The sequence below is a fragment of the Brevundimonas sp. KH_058 genome, from assembly GCF_057838505.1.
In genome coordinates, this window is the sequence record NZ_CM174469.1 from 556,938 (window position 1) to 574,739 (window position 17,802).

19 protein-coding genes are annotated in these 17,802 nt (G+C 67.8%); 6 read left to right on the forward strand and 13 right to left on the reverse strand.

Annotated elements, in window-relative coordinates; translation table 11 throughout:
• Window positions 1–7: 7 nt before the first annotated feature.
• The 8 genes from AC3ISA_RS02620 to AC3ISA_RS02655 form a co-directional block, all read right to left on the reverse strand.
• Complete coding sequence (locus AC3ISA_RS02620; protein WP_489179217.1) at window positions 8–943, reverse strand: MBL fold metallo-hydrolase; 936 nt, start codon at window positions 941–943, stop codon at window positions 8–10.
• An 87-nt stretch (window positions 944–1,030) separates the two neighbouring features.
• Window positions 1,031–1,642 carry a superoxide dismutase gene (locus AC3ISA_RS02625; RefSeq protein WP_428154158.1) on the reverse strand — a complete coding sequence of 204 codons (612 nt, stop codon included), beginning with the start codon at window positions 1,640–1,642 and terminating at the stop codon, window positions 1,031–1,033.
• Between the two features lie 107 nt (window positions 1,643–1,749).
• Complete coding sequence (locus tag AC3ISA_RS02630) at window positions 1,750–1,974, reverse strand: hypothetical protein (RefSeq protein ID WP_346494789.1); 225 nt, start codon at window positions 1,972–1,974, stop codon at window positions 1,750–1,752.
• A gap of 40 nt (window positions 1,975–2,014) precedes the next feature.
• Window positions 2,015–2,854, reverse strand: a complete 840-nt coding sequence (gene fghA / locus AC3ISA_RS02635) for an S-formylglutathione hydrolase (RefSeq protein WP_489179218.1) — start codon at window positions 2,852–2,854, stop codon at window positions 2,015–2,017.
• Window positions 2,851–3,273 carry a type II toxin-antitoxin system VapC family toxin gene (locus tag AC3ISA_RS02640; RefSeq protein WP_372693052.1) on the reverse strand — a complete coding sequence of 141 codons (423 nt, stop codon included), beginning with the start codon at window positions 3,271–3,273 and terminating at the stop codon, window positions 2,851–2,853. The genes fghA and AC3ISA_RS02640 overlap by 4 nt, the downstream gene beginning before the upstream one ends.
• Window positions 3,270–3,497, reverse strand: coding sequence for a FitA-like ribbon-helix-helix domain-containing protein (locus AC3ISA_RS02645; RefSeq protein WP_489179219.1), 228 nt, complete (start codon window positions 3,495–3,497; stop codon window positions 3,270–3,272). The genes AC3ISA_RS02640 and AC3ISA_RS02645 overlap by 4 nt, the downstream gene beginning before the upstream one ends.
• Window positions 3,498–3,537: 40 nt before the next feature.
• Entirely contained in the window at window positions 3,538–3,921 is a 384-nt protein-coding gene (locus tag AC3ISA_RS02650; RefSeq protein WP_489179220.1) for a VOC family protein, read from the reverse strand.
• Window positions 3,922–3,984: 63 nt separating this feature from the next.
• Window positions 3,985–5,091, reverse strand: coding sequence for an S-(hydroxymethyl)glutathione dehydrogenase/class III alcohol dehydrogenase (locus AC3ISA_RS02655; protein ID WP_489179221.1), 1,107 nt, complete (start codon window positions 5,089–5,091; stop codon window positions 3,985–3,987).
• Between the two features lie 216 nt (window positions 5,092–5,307).
• Between AC3ISA_RS02655 and AC3ISA_RS02660 the strand changes: the two genes are divergently transcribed.
• Window positions 5,308–6,018 carry an NAD-dependent deacylase gene (locus tag AC3ISA_RS02660; RefSeq protein WP_489179222.1) on the forward strand — a complete coding sequence of 237 codons (711 nt, stop codon included), beginning with the start codon at window positions 5,308–5,310 and terminating at the stop codon, window positions 6,016–6,018.
• A 60-nt stretch (window positions 6,019–6,078) separates the two neighbouring features.
• Here AC3ISA_RS02660 and AC3ISA_RS02665 read toward each other — a convergent pair whose 3' ends face one another.
• On the reverse strand, window positions 6,079–6,630 hold the full coding sequence (locus AC3ISA_RS02665) for an OmpA family protein (RefSeq protein WP_159849344.1): 552 nt from the start codon (window positions 6,628–6,630) through the stop codon (window positions 6,079–6,081).
• A gap of 426 nt (window positions 6,631–7,056) precedes the next feature.
• On the opposite strand from AC3ISA_RS02665, the gene AC3ISA_RS02670 reads away from it, so the two are divergent.
• A complete protein-coding gene (locus AC3ISA_RS02670) occupies window positions 7,057–7,851 on the forward strand; it encodes a hypothetical protein (RefSeq protein WP_489179223.1) in 795 nt (264 codons plus the stop codon).
• Here the strand turns inward: AC3ISA_RS02670 and AC3ISA_RS02675 are convergent.
• From AC3ISA_RS02675 to AC3ISA_RS02690, 4 genes are all read right to left on the reverse strand, one after another.
• Window positions 7,848–8,174 carry a YnfA family protein gene (locus AC3ISA_RS02675; protein ID WP_489179224.1) on the reverse strand — a complete coding sequence of 109 codons (327 nt, stop codon included), beginning with the start codon at window positions 8,172–8,174 and terminating at the stop codon, window positions 7,848–7,850. The two genes, AC3ISA_RS02670 and AC3ISA_RS02675, sit on opposite strands and share 4 nt — an antisense overlap.
• Window positions 8,175–8,183: 9 nt before the next feature.
• The gene (locus AC3ISA_RS02680; RefSeq protein WP_489179225.1) at window positions 8,184–8,990 is read right to left on the reverse strand and encodes an RNA methyltransferase; all 807 of its coding nucleotides are present in this window, start codon (window positions 8,988–8,990) and stop codon (window positions 8,184–8,186) included.
• A 220-nt stretch (window positions 8,991–9,210) separates the two neighbouring features.
• On the reverse strand, window positions 9,211–10,230 hold the full coding sequence (locus tag AC3ISA_RS02685) for a phospholipase C/P1 nuclease family protein (RefSeq protein ID WP_489179226.1): 1,020 nt from the start codon (window positions 10,228–10,230) through the stop codon (window positions 9,211–9,213).
• A 65-nt stretch (window positions 10,231–10,295) separates the two neighbouring features.
• Window positions 10,296–12,158, reverse strand: coding sequence for a monovalent cation:proton antiporter-2 (CPA2) family protein (locus AC3ISA_RS02690; RefSeq protein WP_489179227.1), 1,863 nt, complete (start codon window positions 12,156–12,158; stop codon window positions 10,296–10,298).
• A 166-nt stretch (window positions 12,159–12,324) separates the two neighbouring features.
• Between AC3ISA_RS02690 and AC3ISA_RS02695 the strand changes: the two genes are divergently transcribed.
• The 4 genes from AC3ISA_RS02695 to AC3ISA_RS02710 all read left to right on the forward strand — a co-directional run bounded on the left by AC3ISA_RS02695 (window position 12,325) and on the right by AC3ISA_RS02710 (window position 17,762).
• Window positions 12,325–14,172, forward strand: a complete 1,848-nt coding sequence (locus AC3ISA_RS02695; RefSeq protein ID WP_489179228.1) for a vWA domain-containing protein — start codon at window positions 12,325–12,327, stop codon at window positions 14,170–14,172.
• 61 nt (window positions 14,173–14,233) lie between these two features.
• Window positions 14,234–14,641 carry a CBS domain-containing protein gene (locus AC3ISA_RS02700; RefSeq protein ID WP_489179229.1) on the forward strand — a complete coding sequence of 136 codons (408 nt, stop codon included), beginning with the start codon at window positions 14,234–14,236 and terminating at the stop codon, window positions 14,639–14,641.
• 76 nt (window positions 14,642–14,717) lie between these two features.
• Complete coding sequence (locus tag AC3ISA_RS02705; RefSeq protein WP_372693066.1) at window positions 14,718–15,287, forward strand: hypothetical protein; 570 nt, start codon at window positions 14,718–14,720, stop codon at window positions 15,285–15,287.
• 90 nt (window positions 15,288–15,377) lie between these two features.
• Window positions 15,378–17,762 (forward strand): sensor histidine kinase, encoded by a 2,385-nt coding sequence (locus tag AC3ISA_RS02710; RefSeq protein WP_489179230.1) that lies wholly within the window; start codon window positions 15,378–15,380, stop codon window positions 17,760–17,762.
• Window positions 17,763–17,802: the final 40 nt, after the last annotated feature.

Consider the following 17,802-nt stretch of genomic DNA (forward strand, 5'->3'; position numbering starts at 1 on the left):
AGCCGCCCTACTTGGCCGACTGGGCCTCCGAGATGAACATCGCTCGCCCCTCGCGCGTGGCGATCTTGCCCAGGCCCGGGAAAGGGAAGTGATAGGCGTAGATGTGGGCGCCCGAGTTGCGCAGCGCCGTCACCTGGTCCAGCCGCGCCTTCTCGCCCGCCGCCTGATCGTCGTCATAGCCGACGTTCCAGTCAGGATGTTCCACCGACAGGATCCAGTGGTGCATCAGGTCGCCGGTGAAGAGCAGCTGGTTCTGGCCGTCGGCGATCAGATAGGCGACGTGGCCGGGCGTATGGCCCGCCGTGTCCTGGGCCGTGACGCCCGGCGCGACCTCTCCACCCGGCGCGAAGGCCTGGACCTTGGGCGTGATGATCCGCACCAGATCGGACAGTTCGGGATTGGCGCGCATCGACGCCCACTCCGCCTGCGACATCCGGATCGTCGCATTGGGGAAGGCCAGGCCGCCGCTGCGGATCAGGCCGCCCACATGGTCGGGGTGGCCGTGCGAGATCAGCACGTCGGTGATCGAGGCCGGATCGACGCCCGCCTTTTGCAGGCTGTCCATCAGTTGACCCTTGCCCTCGCCCAGGCCGGTGTCGAACAGCATCGTCCGGTCGCCGTTCCTGACCAGCAGCGGGTGGATTTCCAGCATGATCGGATCGGCCGGCTGGCCGGCGGCGGTCAGGGGCGCGGCGACCGCCTGAGGGTTCAGGCCGACGCCGAACACCTTGTTGTCATTCGGCACGGGGTTCTGGCCGTCGAACAGGGCGATGGCGTCCAGCGCGCCGATCTTGAAGCGATAGACCGGCTTTTCCGCCGGTGCGGCGACCGTCTGCTGGGGCGTGGGCGGAGCGTGGTCGCCGGACTTCTGCTCGTTCGCCGGCTGCTGGCAAGCCGCCAGGGTCAGGCAGGCCAGAGCGGCCCCCGTCATCATGATCCGCATCGCTTCAATCTCCGTGTGCCAGAGCAGAATCGAAAACGCCCGCCGGAGGTTCCGGCGGGCGTCGTCATGTCTCGATCCGAAAGCGACTTACTTGGCGGCGGCGTACAGTTCGTTGACCTTGTTCCAGTTCACGACCGACCAGAACGACTTCAGATAGTCGGCGCGGCGGTTCTGATATTTCAGATAATAGGCGTGTTCCCAGACGTCGGCGCCCAGGATGACTTCGCCGCGCTCGTCAACGACGTCCATCAGCGGATTGTCCTGGTTGGGGGTCGAAGTGATCTTCAGCTTGCCGTTCTGCACGATCAGCCAGGCCCAGCCGGAACCGAATTGCGCTGCGCCGGCGGCGTTGAAGTCTTCCTTGAACTTGTCCATGCCGCCGAGATCGGCGTCGATGGCGGCGGCGAGTTCAGCCGAGGGTTCGCCGGCTTGATCCACCGGGGCCAGCAGTTCCCAGAACAGGCTGTGGTTCCAGTGACCGCCGCCGTTGTTGCGGACGGCCTTGGGCGCGGTCGAGATGCTGGTGAAGATTTCTTCCAGCGACTTGCCCTGCAGACCGGCGTCGGCGTCGACGGCCTTGTTCAGGTTGTCGACATAGGTCTGGTGGTGCTTGTCGTGGTGGAAGGTCATCGTCTCCTTGTCGATGGCCGGCTCCAGCGCGTCATAGGCGTAGGGCAGCGGGGGCAGGGTGAAGGCCATGGGAGAGCTCCTTTTCCGACAGATCTTGATAGGCAGCACATAGGCGCCCGTTCGTAAAACCCAAGCGACAAGACCCGGATTCGTTCCGACTTATCGGCCCGGAACGGTCAAGCTGGCAAGTTCGCCTTCAGGCATTCGCGCACGGCGCGCTTCACGTCGCCCGGCGCATTGGGCTCGTCCACGCCTTCGGCGGCGAAGACGGCGCGCACGGCAGCGTCCAGCCCCTTGGGCAGGGCCTCGATCACCTTCTTCTGGCCCTTGGCGTGCAGGCAATAGCCCACCTCGCGGCACAGGGCGGAAAACATCGGTTCGTAGGGATCGGGAGCGCTCATGGCGCCCCTCTATCACCGCCGGGCGATCAGCGACAGTCGGTCACGCCTTCAACCGCTCGGCGTGGAAGGCGACATGGTCGGCGATGAAGCTGGTCATGAAGAAGTAGGAGTGGTCGTAGCCGGGCTGCATACGGATCGTGACCTTCTGGCCGGCGGCGTCGGCGGCGGCTTGCAGCAGTTCGGGTTTCAGCTGGTCGGTCAGGAAGCTGTCGGAGTCGCCCTGGTCGATCAGGATGTCGTCATAGACCCCGCGTGCGGCGCCGGCCGTGATCAGTTTGGTGGCGTCGTGGCAGTCCCAGGTCGTACGGTCGTCGCCCAGATAGGCGGTGAAGGCCTTTTCGCCCCAGGCGCATTGGGTCGGCGAGCAGATGGGGGCGAAGGCGGAGACGGATCGAAACAGGTCGGGGTGGTTCAGCGCAAGCGTCAAGGCGCCGTGCCCCCCCATCGAATGGCCGCTGATGGCGCGGACGCCCGTGGTCGGGAATTCGGCGTCGATCAAGGCGATCAGTTCGTCGGTGACATAGGATTCCATGCGGAAGTGCGACGCCCAAGGGGCTTGGGTCGCATCCAGATAGAAGCCCGCACCCTGGCCCAGGTCATAGGCGGGATCGTCCGCCACGCCTTCCCCGCGCGGGCTGGTGTCGGGGGCGACGACGATGACGCCGTGCTCGGCGGCGGCCCGGTAGGCCCCGGCCTTGGTGGTGAAATTGTCCTCGGTGCAGGTCAGGCCCGACAGCCAGATCAGGACCGGAAAGGGCCCCTCCCCGCCCGGCGTGAAGACCGACAGGGTCATGGGCGTGCCGGTGGCTGTGCTGTCGTGCTTCAGATAGCGGAGGGTGCCGCCGTGGACGATGTGGGTCTTGGTGGTCTCGAAGGTCATGCGACGGTTTCCGACGAACTCAACAGGCGAACATCCATTCCCTCGACCTTGCCCAACTTCCGGGCCAGCTTGAGGTCGGCTGTAACGAGCGGGATACCCCGCCGCCGCGCCATCACGGCATACAGGCAGTCGGTCATCGAATGGTTCAGGTCGCAAGCCAGGGTGAAGGCTTCGGAGATCAGCCCCCGGTGATCCACCAGATCGACCACCTGCGGGATGATGGACAGGTTCTCTGTCGCCGACGACGACTGCAACTCGTCACGCACGACATAGCGGCGAAAGACATTCGCCACCTCGATCAGCATCAGGTCAGGCGCGACCGCCGGACCATGGGTCCGACGCGCCTCCATCGCCGCATCCGCCAACGGATCATCGACGAACCATTTGACGACGACGCTGGCGTCGAAGACCGCGCTCACCGATCACGGTCTTCGCGGATCAGAGCGGTGGAGTCGAGCGACGAGCCGCGAGTCTGCTCGCGGGATCGTCGGGAGGCGTTTTCAAAGCGAGCCTCGACGTCCATGGCCTCGCGAGCGGCCATATCCCTGAACTTCTGCTCCAGGGACATGTTCTCAGCCTTCGCCATCACCTTGAGGCGAGCGACGATGCCGTCATCCAGATCGCGAACGAGAACCTGAGCCATGAAGCGATGATAGCGCAATGCTATCATCGCGCCAAGTGCCTCACCCCACCCGGTGCATCGCGACGATCTTGTTGCCCGACGGATCGCGCAGATAGGCCAGGATCATCGGGCCGAACGGGCCCTGACGCTCGCCGGGCGGATCCTCGATGGCGCGACCGCCGGCTGCGACACCGGCGTCGTGGAAGGCCTGGACCATCTCGGGCGTCTTGGCGGCGAAGCCGATCGTGCCGCCGTTGGCGTGGCAGGCCGGATCGCCGTCGATCGGCGCGCCAACCGCAAAGGCGCCGCGCAGGGTGCGCCACCAGTAACGGCCCTTGGGATCCGGCCCCTGCCCCGGCTCGACGCCCAGGGCGCCGAGCGCCGCATCATAGAATTTGCGCGACGCCTCGATGTCGTTGGCGCCGACGGTGACGTGTGTGAACATGGTCAAACCTCCCGATTTCCAGTCCGTTTCTTTAAACAACGAACCGTGTGACGCGCAAGTCGATCAAAACACCACAACCGACCGGATGCTCTTGCCCTCGTGCATCAGGTCGAAGGCCTTGTTGATGTCTTCCAGGCCGAAGGTGTGGGTGATCATCGGGTCGATCTCGATTTTGCCGTCCATGTACCAGTCGACGATCTTGGGCGTGTCGGTGCGGCCGCGCGCACCGCCGAAGGCGCTTCCCCGCCACACCCGCCCCGTGACCAGCTGGAACGGGCGGGTGGCGATCTCCTTGCCGGATTCGGCGACGCCGATGACGACGCTCTCGCCCCAGCCGCGATGGCAGGCCTCAAGCGCCTGGCGCATGACGACCGTGTTGCCGGTGCAGTCGAAGGTGTAGTCCGCGCCGCCGTCGGTCAGTTGGACCAGATGGGCCACGACGTCCGGCACGTCCTTGGGATTGACGAAATGGGTCATGCCGAAGCGGCGGCCCCATTCTTCCTTGTCGCCATTGATGTCCACCCCGACGATCATGTCGGCGCCCACCATCTTCAGCCCCTGAATGACGTTCAGGCCGATGCCGCCCAAACCAAAGACCACGGCATTGGCGCCCGGCTCGACCTTGGCCGTGTTGACCACCGCGCCGACGCCCGTCGTCACGCCGCAGCCGACGTAGCAGGCCTTGTCGAACGGCGCGTCCTTGCGGATCTTGGCCACCGCGATCTCGGGCAGGACGGTGAAGTTCGAGAAGGTCGAGCAACCCATATAGTGGGCGATGGCCTGGCCCTTGTAGCTGAAGCGCGACGTGCCGTCGGGCATGACGCCCTTGCCCTGGGTCGAGCGGATCGAGGTGCACAGGTTGGTCTTGCGCGACAGGCACGACTTACACTGGCGGCATTCCGGCGTGTACAGCGGGATGACATGGTCCCCGACCGCAACCGAGGTCACGCCCGGTCCGACCTCGACCACCACGCCCGCGCCCTCATGGCCCAGGATGCTCGGGAAGATGCCCTCACTGTCCAGGCCGTCCAGCGTATAGGCGTCGGTGTGGCAGATGCCGGTGGCCTTGATCTCGATCAACACCTCGCCGGCGCGCGGCCCCTCCAGATCGACCTCGACGATCTCCAACGGACGTTTGGCCTCGAAGGCGACGGCAGCGCGGGTTTTCATGGCGAGGGCTCCTTGGTTTGCGCCTGTTTCTCACGAGCGACGCCGTGAAGGCCAGCCCGTCCGCCGATGAAGGCTGCTGAATTTTTTTGAGTGCACTTTCGTGCAGATTTTTGAGACTGGTTCGCAGACACCCTTCGATATGACCAGCCATAGGCTGCATCTACGTCACAGGCGGACGTAGGCTGACCAAGCAGGCGAGACGCGCTAATCAGGGTCATGACCCATCGCAACCTCGTCGTCCTGACGGGCGCCGGCATTTCGGCCGAGAGCGGCGTGCCGACGTTTCGGGCCGACGATGGGCTGTGGTGTGGGCATCGGGTTCAGGATGTGGCGACGCCGGAGGGGTATGCGGCCGACCCGGCCCTGGTTCAGGACTTCTACAATCAGCGGCGGCGGCAGTTGGCCGATGTGGCGCCCAATGCGGCGCATCGGGCGTTGGCGGATCTGGCGGCGCGGTGGGAGGGGAAGTTCCTGCTGGTGACGCAGAACGTCGATGACCTGCATGATCGGGCGCATGCCGCGACCAAACCGGCCGCAGGGTTCGAACTGATCCATATGCATGGCGAGTTGTTGAAGGCGCGCTGCACCCGGTCGGACGTGGTGATGGACTGGACGGCGGACATGGCGGCGGATCAGGCCTCGCCGCATCATCCGCAGGGCCTCATGCGGCCGCATATCGTCTGGTTCGGGGAGATGCCGCTGGAGATGGAGCGGATCGAGCGGGCGCTGGAGGCCTGCGACCTGTTCGTCTCGATCGGCACGTCGGGGGCGGTCTATCCGGCGGCGGGCTTCGTCCAGACGGCGCGGTATGCCGGGGCGCGGACGGTGGAGATCAATCTGGAGCCGACGCAAGGGGCGCGCCTGTTTGATGAGGGCGTCTATGGGCCGGCGACGCAGGCCGTGCCGGGCTTCTTCGACAGCCTGTAAATACGAAAACGGCGACCGCTGCGAAGCGGCCGCCGTTCGGGTCTTTCGAAGTCGAGGCGGTTAGGCCAGGACGACGATGGTCACGCGGCGGTTCTGCGAACGGCCTTCGGGCGTGTCGTTCGACGCCACCGGCTGTTCCTGACCATAGGAGATGGTCGCCATGCGGTTCAGGGCGACGCCCTGACGGTTCAGGAAGCGACGCACGGCCTCGGCGCGCTGCTCGCCCAGCTCGTCATTGTGCTGGGGCGTGCCGGTCGCGTCGGTATAGCCCTGGATTTCCAGATAGACGTTCTTGTTTTCGCCAGCCAGGCGCTGGGCGAACTGGGCCAGGCGTTGCTCGGCTTCGGGCGACAGGGCCGCCGCGTCGGTGGGGAATTTCACGGAATCGTCCGACAGCACGACCTGATAGAGGAACTTGCCCTCGGCCAGTTTGTGCGCGTCGTTGGCGCGCTGGAGCGCCTGACCCGCCGTGCCTTCGACGCCGGTCACGCGGGTATCGACGACTTCCACCTGATCACGCACGAAACGATGGCTGGCGCAGCCGCTGGCCGCAAAGCCGAGGGCGATGAGGGCGCCGCCGACGACCGCCGTCCTGAGTTTCGATCTGCTCAAGTTCTGTCTCCTTCTTGCCGGGAGCGCCACACCCGTTTTTGCGCAAGATGAAAATGGCGTAGGGCACAAGGCGGAGTAATGACGTGCTTTGGGCAGGATCATGTCAGCTTGACCATAAAAAGATGGGGTATTTCGCGTTATTCTTGCGCCGACATGGAACCCGGCGGCGAGATCAACCGTTGCGCCGCCGACGGTTCAGGCCGAAAGGCGGGCAGGCTGATCTATCGCTGATCTGAAACGCCGTCCGGTTGTATTCGGCTCAGCGCCACTTTCCTGACGCGACCGAATGTTTTCAACAGGGCCTGATGTTTTTTACAGGCGTTCTGCTCTGATGACCATGCGGCGCGGTGTTCAACTGTCATCACGGATAGGCGATTGAGCGCCGGACGGGCACCGCGCCGGGCACGACGCTGGACGCTGGCGGCGATGCCGATTCTGGTCGCTCATGCCGGGCTGGCCCTGCTGATGACCGCGCGCGCGGAGCCGGAGCCGGTCGTGTCCGAGCCGCCGCTGATGATGGTCGAACTGGTCGAACCGCCGCCTCCTCCCCCGCCGCCGGCTCGCGTCATCGCCCCCGATCCCTCGCCCAAGCCGGATGCGCCGGCCGCCGCGGCCCAGTCGGCCGCGCCGCCCAGGCCCGCCCCCCAGCGTCGCCCGCCCGCGGTGGCGGCGGCTCGACCGCGACTGGTCGTGACCAAACGCCCGCCCGACGTCGAACCCCTGCCCGCCGCGCCCGCGCCGCCGGGACCGCCCCTGCCCTTGCTGGGCGCGGCCCAGATCGCCGGCGCCATGACGGTGGGCGCCGGGCCGGGCGGCGGGGGTGGAACGGGCGTGGGCGGCGGCGGCGGGTCGGGCGGAACCGGCTCAGGCTCCGGGTCGGGCGGCGGATCGTGCGACATGGTGCGCTGGGTCCAGGACGCTGTGCGCGACGACACCGCCGTGCGCCGCGCCGTCATCGACGCCTCCCGGGACATGGACGCCAATGGACGCGCCATCCTGGTCTGGAACGGCGACTGGCTGCAGAGCCGCAACCAGTCGGGCAAAGGCCTGGCCGGCGTGCGCCAGGCCATCGCCCTGGAGGTCGCCTTCGCCCCGGCCGAGTGCAAGAACCAGCGGATGACGGGCCTGGCGGTGCTGAAGCTGGAAGACCGGGCGGGTGGCGCGCAGCTGGCGTTGGGCAAGGGCAGCTGGCGCTGGTCGGACCTGCTGGGGGCGGGTTAAGCGGCCCTCGGGCCGAACAGAATGATCCCCGCGCCGACCAGGCAGACCAGGCCGCCCAGCACGTCCCAGCGATCCGGCGTCGTCTTCTCGACCAGCGCCATCCAGACCAATGAGGCGCAGATATAGACGCCGCCATAGGCCGCGAAGGCCCGGCCCGCCGCGTCGCTGGGGACCAGGGTCAGCAGCCAGGCGAAGGCGATCAGGCAGATGACGCCCGGCGCCAGCCACAGCGGCGAGCGATCCAGCTTCAGCCAGGCCCAGAAGGCGAAACAGCCGCCGATCTCCGCCAGCGCCGCCAACGGATAGATAAGCAAGGCTTTCATCCTCGCCTCCTACCGCTCGCCGCGCGGCGGCTCGCTACTTGAGGAGGCCTTGGCCGCCCGCTCGGCCGCCAGCTTGGCCAGCACCCGGCCGCGGCCGCGCGACAGGGCGTGGATGGCCCCGCGCATGGTGGCGACCTCCTGTTCGGAGAAGGCGGCGCGTCCCAGCATGACGCGCAGGTTCTGGCTCATAGAACGCTTCTTCTCGGGCGGATAGAAGAAGCCGCCGTTTTCAAGCTCTTCCTCCAGATGCTCGTACATCCCGACCAGAAGCTCGTTGGACGCCGGCGGTTCACTATCGCGGAAGCGCGGCGGCGGGGCGTCCAGGATCAGGGTGCGCCACTCATAGGCGTTGATCGCCACGGCCTGGGCCAGGTTAAGCGAATGGTGCCGGGGATCGATGGGGATGGTGACGATGCCGGCGCACAGGGCGATGTCGGTCGTCTCAAGCCCCGCGCGCTCGCCGCCGAACAGCAGGCCGGTCTTCAGGCCCGAGGCGGTGTCGTCATAGAGGATGCGGCCGGCCTCGCGCGGGGTGCGGACCGGCTGGCGCGTCTCGCGCGGGCGGGCGGTGGTGGCGAAGACGGTGTTCAGGTCGGCGACGGCGTCCGCCACGCTGTCGAACACCCGCACACCCTCCAGCACCCAGTCGGCGCCCGAGGCCATGGCCCAGGCCCGCTCCTGGGGCCAGCCGTCGCGGGGCGTGACCAGGCGCAGGTCCGTCAGGCCGAAATTGGCCATCACCCGCGCCACGGCGCCGATGTTCTCGGCCATCTGCGACTTGTCGAGGATGACGGCGGGGGGGGTGAGGTCGGACATGGGCGCTGCTTAACGCCTCAGCCCACGCGCGGAAAGCACCCCTCTTCTTTCGTCATCCTCCGACGAGCGGAGCGAGATCGGGGGACCCAGCGGCGCCGAAGGCGATACGTCCGTCGCACGATGCCGAGACATCCCCCTCCGCGACAGGGTCGCGCTCACGCGCGCCGCTGGGTCCCCCGGTTCCGCTTCGCGGCCCGGAGGATGACGAAAGTATGGGGTCTTAGTCCTCGCCCACCATGGCGATCCAGGGGTCGGCGGTTCCGGCCTCGACCTCGGCGACCTTGACGGCGGGCCAGCCGATGGAGGCGCTGCCCGAGGCGGTCCAGGCGGTGACGATGAAGTCGCGCAGTTCGCCGGCGCCCGCCGCCAGACGTTCGTTGACGAAGGCCGCGCCACGCGGATCGGCGTCGCGGAAACCGCCCGCCTTCTCCAGCCGATAGAAGGGGATCACCGTGCCCAGGGTTGTGGTCAGATAGGAGACGGTGCGCGCCTTGGCGTCGAAGCCGTCCAGATTGGCGGCCGACATGGCGGCCTCGACCGCGTCCAGTCGGGCGACGCGGTTGGTGAACTCGCCCTCGAACAGGGCGTGGGTCTGACGCGAGTTGGTGAAGCCTTCGGGGTTCGGGAAGTCGCCCCAGCCGTTGTAGTGAATGCTGGTGTGATGCGGCTGGGAGCCGTCGCCGACATAGTGGCCCATCACGCCGATGTCGCGCAGGATCAGGGCCTCGCGGCGGATGCGGTCGGCGCGGTACCAGGCCTGGCGCTCCATATTCGTCTCGCGCTTCTCGGCGGCGTTCAGTACGCGCCAATAGGCGAAGTCGCGGCCCAGCTGCTGCCAACCGTCGATCATGGCGTAGGGCAGATAGCCGGCGTCGTTGACGTCCAGACCGGCCTTGGTCAGGGCGGCGTCATATTCGGATTTCAGGCGCGGCAGATCGGCCAAGGCCATGCCGCGCTGGTCCATTACCCGGCCCTGGTCGTCCAGATCGACGAAGTGGGCGGTGTCGCGTTCGCGGTCGTGAGGCTGGCCGGCGCCCTTCCAGCGGTCGGGCTCGCGCGCCAGCTCGCCCACGTCGGCGATGGCCGCCGGGGTGCGCAGGAAGGCCGGCAGATCGTCAGGCAGGGCCCGCATCGCCGCCACGCCGATCAGGCGGTGGCCGGTATTGCCCCAGGCGGTGACGGTGACGGCCGGCGCGGCGACCGCGACCAGGGCGAGGGCGGCGATGGCGAGACGTTTCATGAGGCGACCTCGGAAAGACGGGAAGGCCTCGCTCTAGCGCATCGCTACGCCCGCCTCCACCCGCCTCAGACGTCGGCGGGTTCGCGCCTGATATTCGGCGCCGCCGGGCCCGCCTCGTCTTCGTTCAGCAGACGGCCTTCGCGCTTGGGCTTGATGTAAGGCGCGGGCTGCGGCGTCGGCATATTGCCGCGCATCAGCTGGCGGCCCGCGCTGATCCCGCCCGTCAGTTGCAGATCCAGACGCGCCTCGTCGCGACGGCGCACGTCGCCGATGGTCTCGGCCGCCTGGCTTTCGTCCAGCCCCAGTTCGACCAGGGCGCGCTCTCCGAACTTCAGCGCCGATTCGAAAGTCTCGCGGATCTGGTAATCGACCCCGGCCTGGATCAGGCGCATCGAATGGCCCCGGTCGAAGGCGCGGACCATGATCTTGGTCGTCGGGAACTCGGACTTGACCAGTTCGACGATGCGGTCGGCGGCCTCTGGCTTGTCCACGCAGACCAGGACGATCTCGGCCTCCTCGGCGCCGGACGCCCGCAGCGTGGCGAGCTGGGCGCCGTCGCCGTAATAGACCTTGAACCCGAACTTGGAGGCGGCCTGGATCATCTCCACGTCGTTCTCGATGATGGACACGTCCACGTCGCGCGCCAGCAGCGGCTGGGACACGACCTGGGCGAAGCGGCCGAAGCCGATGATCAGCACCTGGCCGCGCAGGTCCTTGGCGAAGTCCACGCCGTCCGCGTCCTCGGCCGACACCACCGGCTTGGGCAGAAGCCGCTCGGTCAGCAGGCTGGTCAACGGCGTCAGAGCCATCGACAGGATGACGATGGCCGAGAGCATGGCGCCGACCTGGGCATCGAACAGACCCGCCGCGACGGCCGCGCCATACAGGACGAAGGCGAACTCGCCCCCTTGCGCGAAAAGGGCCGCGCGCTCGACCGCCTCATGATGCGAAGCCTTGAACAGGCGGGCGACGCCGTAGATGCCCAGCGCCTTGACCACCATGAAGGCGATCACGCCGCCGACCACGATGCGCCAGTCGGTGATCACGACCGACAGGTCCAGCGACATGCCGACGCTGAGGAAGAACAGGCCCAGCAGGATGGCGCGGAACGGCTCCACGTCCGATTCCAGCTGGTGGCGGAAGGTCGATTCCGACAGCAGGACGCCGGCCAGGAAGGCGCCCATGGCCATCGACAGACCGCCCAGCGACATGGCCCAGGCCGCGCCGACCACGACCAGCAGGGCGGCGGCAGTCATCACCTCGCGCCCACCATAACGAGCCAGCAGGCGGAAGATGGGATCGACCAGATATTTGCCGGCCAGCAGAACGCCGCCGACCGCCGCGACTGCGAAACCGATGGTCTGCCACAGGGGCGGCGCCTGTTCGTTCGCCACGCCCAGCACGGTGGCGAGGACGGCGACGATGGCCAGCAACGGCACGATGGCTAGGTCTTCCAGCAGCAGGATGGACACCGCCCGCTGGCCAGGCCCGCCGGCGATCTCGCCCCGCTCCTCCAGCATCTGCATGATGACGGCGGTGGACGACAGGACGAAGCCCATGGCCCCGACGAAGGCGACCGGCGCCGAAAAGCCCGCCAGCATTGCCGTCAGGGTCAGGATCAGGCCGCAGAACAGCACCTGCGCTGCGCCCAGGCCGAAGATTTCCTTCCTCAGCCCCCACAGGCGTTTGGGCCGCATCTCCAGCCCGATGATGAACAGGAAGATGACCACACCGAACTCGGCGACATGCAGGATGGTCTCGGGTTCGCGAAACAGCTTTAGGCCGAAGGGACCGATGGCGAGGCCCGCCGCCAGATAGCCCAGCACCGACCCAAGGCCGATCCGCTTGAACACCGGCACGGCGAGCACGCCCGCCGCCAGCAAGGCGGCCGCCGCACCCAGATCCAGTCCTGTCGCCGCCTCGGCCATCACATTCCCCCTCAAGCTTGGCCCCTATTTTGGGGGGCGTCGCGCGCGATTGCGAGATGGCGCCGAAGACACGGTCGAAGATCACCGTGCGACGAGCGATCCGGACGCCACAGTTTCGCCCCAGGACGACCCGCGACTGGCGTCAAGAAAACAACCGGAGGAAGCCATGTCACGTCTCGCCCGGATCGCCGCCTTGTCGGTGTTGAGCCTGTTGATCGCCGCGCCGCCGGCAGCCCTGCCGTCCATCGCCCTGGCCAAGCCTTTGGACGGCGAGGCGACACAGGCGGCCTGTGGGCCGCTGGGCTTCGACCTGGGCCAGCCTGCGCCGGTCGCTGCGCCTCCGGTGCGGCGGGTCAGCCCGCCGACGCCGCCCGTGAACATCACGCCGACCCGGAAGGAAGACCGCATCCAATACGGCGCGCCGCCTCCGCCACCTCCCCCTCCTCCCCCTCCGTCGGCCCCGCCAGCGCCGATGCGGCCGGCCCTCATCCAGGGTTCGTCCGCCGCGTCAGGCTCGGTGAGTGAACTCGTCGTCACCGGATCGCGGATCATGCCGGGCGGGGTCGCCCCTGCGCCCGCCGACACCGAACGCTATCCCGATGCGACGCCCAATCCGGTGAAGCGGACCAGCGATCAGCCGGTCTCGACCTTCTCCATCGACGTGGACACCGCCGCCTATTCGAATGTTCGGCGCTTTATCGACGAGGGGCGCGCCCCTCCGAGGGACGCCGTGCGGGTGGAGGAACTGATCAACGCCTTCGACTATGGCTACGCCCGGCCGACGTCACAGAGCCGGCCGTTCGCGATCACCACGGCTGTGGCGGCCTCTCCTTGGGGTCCGGGCCGGCAAATCGTTCACATCGGACTGCAAGGTTATGAGCTGCCGGCGGGGGAGCAACGGCCGCTGAACCTGACCTTCCTGGTCGATGTCTCGGGGTCGATGCGGTCGGCGGACAAGCTGGACCTGGCCAAGAAGGCGATGAACCTGGCCATCGACCGGTTGAGGCCGCAGGACACTCTGGCCGTCACCTATTACGCCGAGGGCGCCGGCACGACGTTGCAGCCGACGCGCGGCGACGAGAAGCTGAAGATGCGCTGTGCGGTGGCCAGTTTGCGCGCCTCGGGCGGCACCGCCGGGGCGACCGGCATGACCAACGCCTATGACCAGGCCCAGGCCAGCTTCGCCCGCGACAAGGTCAACCGCATCCTGATGTTCACCGACGGCGACTTCAACGTCGGCGTCACCGACGACAAGCGGCTGGAGGACTATGTCGCCGACAAGCGCGGGACCGGCATCTATCTGTCGGTCTATGGCTTTGGGCGCGGCAACTATCAGGACGCGCGGATGCAGACCATCGCCCAGGCGGGCAATGGGGTGGCGGCCTATGTCGGGGATTTGCGTGATGCGCGCCGGCTGTTCGGCCCGGCCTTCGACAAGGGCGCCTTCCCCATCGCCGACGACGTCAAGATCCAGGTCGAGTTCAACCCCGCGAGCGTGGCCGAATGGCGGCTGATCGGATACGAGACCCGGCTGTTGAATGAGGAGGATTTCGCCAACGACCGCATCGATGCCGGCGAGGTCGGATCGGGCGCCAGCGTCACGGCCCTGTACGAAATCACCCCCGTCGGCGGCCCGACCCAGGTTCCCGAGCGCCGCTACCCCGACAATCGCATCGGCGTGGGCGGCGGCGATCCGAACGGCGAGATCGGCTTCGTCCAGGTGCGCTACAAACAGCCGGGCCAGAGCCGGTCCGAACTGATCCAGCAGCCGCTGACCAACCGTGCGGCCGGCGCGGTCAGCGCCCAGCCGCCCGAGGCCACGCGCTGGGCCATCGCGGTCGCCGGCTTCGGCCAGAAGCTGCGGGGCGATCCGTGGATGGCGGCCGACTATGGCTGGAACCGGATCGTCGACCAGGCGCAGGGGGCCAGGGGCGAGGATCCCTATGGCGACCGGGCCGAGTTCGTTCAGCTGGTCCGGGCAGCCGAGGGCCTGCCGGCCCAACGGACGCCCTGATCGGAACCGCCACGCTCGCGGCGGGTTTCCAGCGCAACGCTTCAGCTCAAGGAAACCCGCCATGAAGATCCGCGACGTGATGACCAAGGACGTGCACCTGGCCCGTCCCGCCGACACCATCCAGGACGTGTCCAACCGCATGGCCAAGGGCGGCTTCGGCTTCGTGCCCGTCGCGGACGGCGATCAGCTGATCGGCACGATCACCGATCGCGACATCGTCGTGCGCGCGCTGGCGACCGGCGCGGCCTCCAGCGCGGCGGTGGTCGAGTTCATCACCCGCGATCCGCAGACGGTGCTGGACACCGACGACCTGAAGGTCGTGCTGGACCTGATGGGCGCCAAGCAGATCCGCCGCGCGCCGGTGGTCGACAAGCACGGTCGTGTCGTCGGCGTGGTTTCGCTGGGCGATCTGTCGACGCGGGTGAAGGAAAAATACGCCGGAGAGACGCTGGAAAGCATCTCGCGTTAAGACCTGCGTAACCGCGCCCCGACACCGGGCGTCAAGGATCGTCGTTCATGCTGTTCTTCGAATCTCGGAGAATGGCATGGCGCGCGCGCAGTTCCAGAAGGGTCAGAAGGTCTGGGTCGAATGTGTCGGCGCCTGGGCCTTCGTCGAACAGGTCCAGCCCGTATGGGCCAAGGGCTTCGAGGAACCCGTGCGCGTCACCTACGACGTCGGCCTGGGGCGCGAGTTCACCGCCAACGAACTGATGCTGGCGACGGACGATCCGTCGGCGGACGAGGGCGTCGGCGAGTGGCGGCTGCTGCGGGCGCGCAACAAGTGGCAACTGCCCGAGGACTGCCTGCACCACCCGCATCCCGGCACCTATCCCGTGGTGGTGACCGACCGCGCGGACTGGGGCGGCTGGCGCGTGCCGGGCGCCGAATACGACCGTGACCCGCAGCAGATCGAGCTTCAGGCCCGGTTGATCGCCGCCGCGCCCCAGTTGATGCAGATCGCACAGGCCCTGGTGGACATGGTGTCGGAGGCGCCCGACGACGCCCCGCCCGCTGTCCTGACCCTGGCCCGTCAGGCGCGCGATACGCTGCAAGGCGTGACGCGGGTGCTGGAGCCGGCGCCGGATCGCCTGCTGTCGCCGGTCGCAGCGGCTTAAAATACCGTTAAAAGCGCGCGCCGAGCCTCGACAGGAATCCGCGACGCAGCCTAGATTCCCCCCACAGCAGATTTGCCGGAGGGGACGGGCTTGCGCGACGAGGAGCGGCGGGAACATCGGTCGGGGCGGCGCGCCTCCGACCGCGCCCCCGGCGCGCCCGCCTGGCTGCGGATTTCCGTGCTGGCTTTGGCCTTGGTCGCGACCGGCTATGTGCTTCTGGCGTCACGCGAAATCACGCGGCCGACGCGAGATGTCAGCCGGCTGGAAGCCGAGAACCTGACGCTGAACGCGCAACTGGTCGCCAGCCAGACCGCCGTCCTGATCCAGTCCGCAAACGCCGGCCTCGCCGCCGGCCAGGCCGAAATCCGCGCAGGTCGTGCGCCGATCGACGTGATCGAGGCCGCACGTCGCGTCGCGCCCCAGGTCGCGTTCTCGCTGATCGGCCCCGGCGAGACCGTTCAGGCGGCCGAGGGCGAAGGCGCTGTCGCGGCGGCCAGCGCCAACCTCAACGGCCTGAGGCTGGAGGCGCGGATGGACCCGCCGCTGCCGGCGTCGGGCGAGGCGCGGATCGTGTCGGCGGGCGGGGTGGTCCTGGCCTCCAAACGCGCCGCCGAAATCGGCCAGCCGATCCGGGCGTTGATCGACGTGGACGCCGTCGCCCTGGCCGGCCAGGCGACGCCGCGCAATGTGACCATAGACGGCGAGGGTCGGATCGTGACCGCTGCGCGCACGACGCCGGACGGGCCCTATGTGTTGACACTGTCCAAGGGGGCGACCTCGTCGTTCCTGGACGACCTGTGGCTGGTGACCGTGCCGCTCATGCTGGGGCTGGGCGTCGTCGGCCTGTTCGTCTTCTACGGTTTTCGCCGGACCCGTCAGCACCGCGAGCGGGTCGCCACCGAGAAGCGGTTCCGCATCGCGGTCGAGGCTGCGCGTTGCGGCGTTTGGGAGTGGGATCTGAAGAAGGACGAGGTCTCCCTGTCCGACTTCATGGCCGTGCTGCTGGGTTTCGAGCGCGGCGGCGTCAGTTCGGCCGAGGCCGTGATCGCCCGCGTCCATCCGCGATTCCAGGAAGATTTCCGCCACGCCCTGCGCCAGGCGGCGGCATACGGCGCCTTCGAGATCACCTTCCCCGTGCCGGGCGCCGACGGGCGGGCGCGTTGGATCGACGCGCGGGGCCAGGCGCGCGGACCGCGTGGCGATGCGGGCTTTTCGGCCATTCTGGGCGTCGCGCTGGACATCACCGAGGCCCGCCGCGCCAAGGCTGCGGCCCAGGCCGCCGAGAGCCGGCTGCGTGACGGGGTTGAGAGCATTTCCGACGCCTTCGTCCTGTTCGACCGCCAGGGGCGGCTGATCCTGTGGAACCAGGCGTTCGAGGACGCCTTCGGCTTCGAGCACGGGGTGGTCCGGCGCGGCGCCCTGAAGGACGAGTTGAACCGGATCGCGGCCCTGGCGATCAAGGCCGAGCACCGTCCCGCCGGCGGGCGCGCGGGTCTGCGCGAGGTCGAACTGCACGACGGGCGCTGGCTGCAGTTGTCAGAGCGCTTCACCTCCGAGGGCGGTTCGGTCGTCACCGCCGCCGACATCACCGCCATCAAACGCCAGGAGGCCGAGCGCCGACGCGCCGCCGACGACCTGCGCGCCACCGTCGACCAGCTGGAAGCCAGCCGTGAGACGCTGGCGCTGCTGGCGCGCAAATACGAGGTCGCCATGACCCGCGCCGAGGCCGCCAACCAGGCCAAGTCCGAGTTCCTGGCGAACATGAGCCACGAGTTGCGCACGCCGCTGAACGCCATCAACGGCTTCTCGGAGATCATGGCCAGCGAGCTGTTCGGGCCGCTGAACGAGAAGTACAAGGGCTATGCCGGCGACATCCTGAAGTCGGGCCAGCACCTGCTCAGCCTGATCAACGACGTGCTGGACATGGCAAAGATCGAGGCCGGCAAGATGACCCTGCACTATGAGCCGGTGTCGCTGCGCGAGGTGTGCGAGGACGCCGTGCGCCTGATGCGCGGCAAGGTTCAGGAGGCGGGGCTGAAGATCGCCGTCGAGGGCGGCGACCTGCCCGACATCGAGGCCGACTATCGCGGGGTCAAACAGGTGCTGCTGAACCTGATCTCCAACGCCGTGAAGTTCACGCCCGACGGCGGGTCCATCGTCGTGTCGCTGAACCGGTTCGCAGGCCCGGCGGGCGAAGACCGCATCCGTGTCGCCTGCGCCGACACCGGCATCGGCATCGCGCCCGAGGATCTGGTCCGCCTGGCCCGCCCGTTCGAACAGGTCGAGGGCCAGCATTCGAAGACCACGCAAGGGACCGGCCTGGGCCTGGCCCTGACTAAGTCTCTGATCGAGATGCACGACGGCAAGCTGACGATGGAAAGCGAGCCGGGCCTCGGCACGGTGGTCAGCTTCGACCTGCCGGTCAAACGCCCAGACCAGACGGTGCAGCCAATCCGGGCGGCCTTCGCGGCGTAAGGCGGCCGGCTGACGTCTGACTAATCCCGACGACAGTGTC

Bases quoted from the DNA above. Each gene is read 5' to 3' on its own strand.
- AC3ISA_RS02695 (WP_489179228.1), top strand. From the start codon at position 12,325: ATGTCACGTCTCGCCCGGATCGCCGCCTTGTCGGTGTTGAGCCTGTTG.
- AC3ISA_RS02655 (WP_489179221.1), bottom strand. From the start codon at position 5,091: ATGAAAACCCGCGCTGCCGTCGCCTTCGAGGCCAAACGTCCGTTGGAG.
- AC3ISA_RS02650 (WP_489179220.1), bottom strand. From the start codon at position 3,921: ATGTTCACACACGTCACCGTCGGCGCCAACGACATCGAGGCGTCGCGC.
- AC3ISA_RS02645 (WP_489179219.1), bottom strand. From the start codon at position 3,497: ATGGCTCAGGTTCTCGTTCGCGATCTGGATGACGGCATCGTCGCTCGC.
- AC3ISA_RS02680 (WP_489179225.1), bottom strand. From the start codon at position 8,990: ATGTCCGACCTCACCCCCCCCGCCGTCATCCTCGACAAGTCGCAGATG.
- AC3ISA_RS02630 (WP_346494789.1), bottom strand. From the start codon at position 1,974: ATGAGCGCTCCCGATCCCTACGAACCGATGTTTTCCGCCCTGTGCCGC.
- AC3ISA_RS02690 (WP_489179227.1), bottom strand. From the start codon at position 12,158: ATGGCCGAGGCGGCGACAGGACTGGATCTGGGTGCGGCGGCCGCCTTG.
- AC3ISA_RS02670 (WP_489179223.1), top strand. From the start codon at position 7,057: ATGCCGATTCTGGTCGCTCATGCCGGGCTGGCCCTGCTGATGACCGCG.
- fghA (WP_489179218.1), bottom strand. From the start codon at position 2,854: ATGACCTTCGAGACCACCAAGACCCACATCGTCCACGGCGGCACCCTC.
- AC3ISA_RS02700 (WP_489179229.1), top strand. From the start codon at position 14,234: ATGAAGATCCGCGACGTGATGACCAAGGACGTGCACCTGGCCCGTCCC.
- AC3ISA_RS02675 (WP_489179224.1), bottom strand. From the start codon at position 8,174: ATGAAAGCCTTGCTTATCTATCCGTTGGCGGCGCTGGCGGAGATCGGC.
- AC3ISA_RS02620 (WP_489179217.1), bottom strand. From the start codon at position 943: ATGCGGATCATGATGACGGGGGCCGCTCTGGCCTGCCTGACCCTGGCG.
- AC3ISA_RS02660 (WP_489179222.1), top strand. From the start codon at position 5,308: ATGACCCATCGCAACCTCGTCGTCCTGACGGGCGCCGGCATTTCGGCC.
- AC3ISA_RS02625 (WP_428154158.1), bottom strand. From the start codon at position 1,642: ATGGCCTTCACCCTGCCCCCGCTGCCCTACGCCTATGACGCGCTGGAG.
- AC3ISA_RS02685 (WP_489179226.1), bottom strand. From the start codon at position 10,230: ATGAAACGTCTCGCCATCGCCGCCCTCGCCCTGGTCGCGGTCGCCGCG.
- AC3ISA_RS02705 (WP_372693066.1), top strand. From the start codon at position 14,718: ATGGCGCGCGCGCAGTTCCAGAAGGGTCAGAAGGTCTGGGTCGAATGT.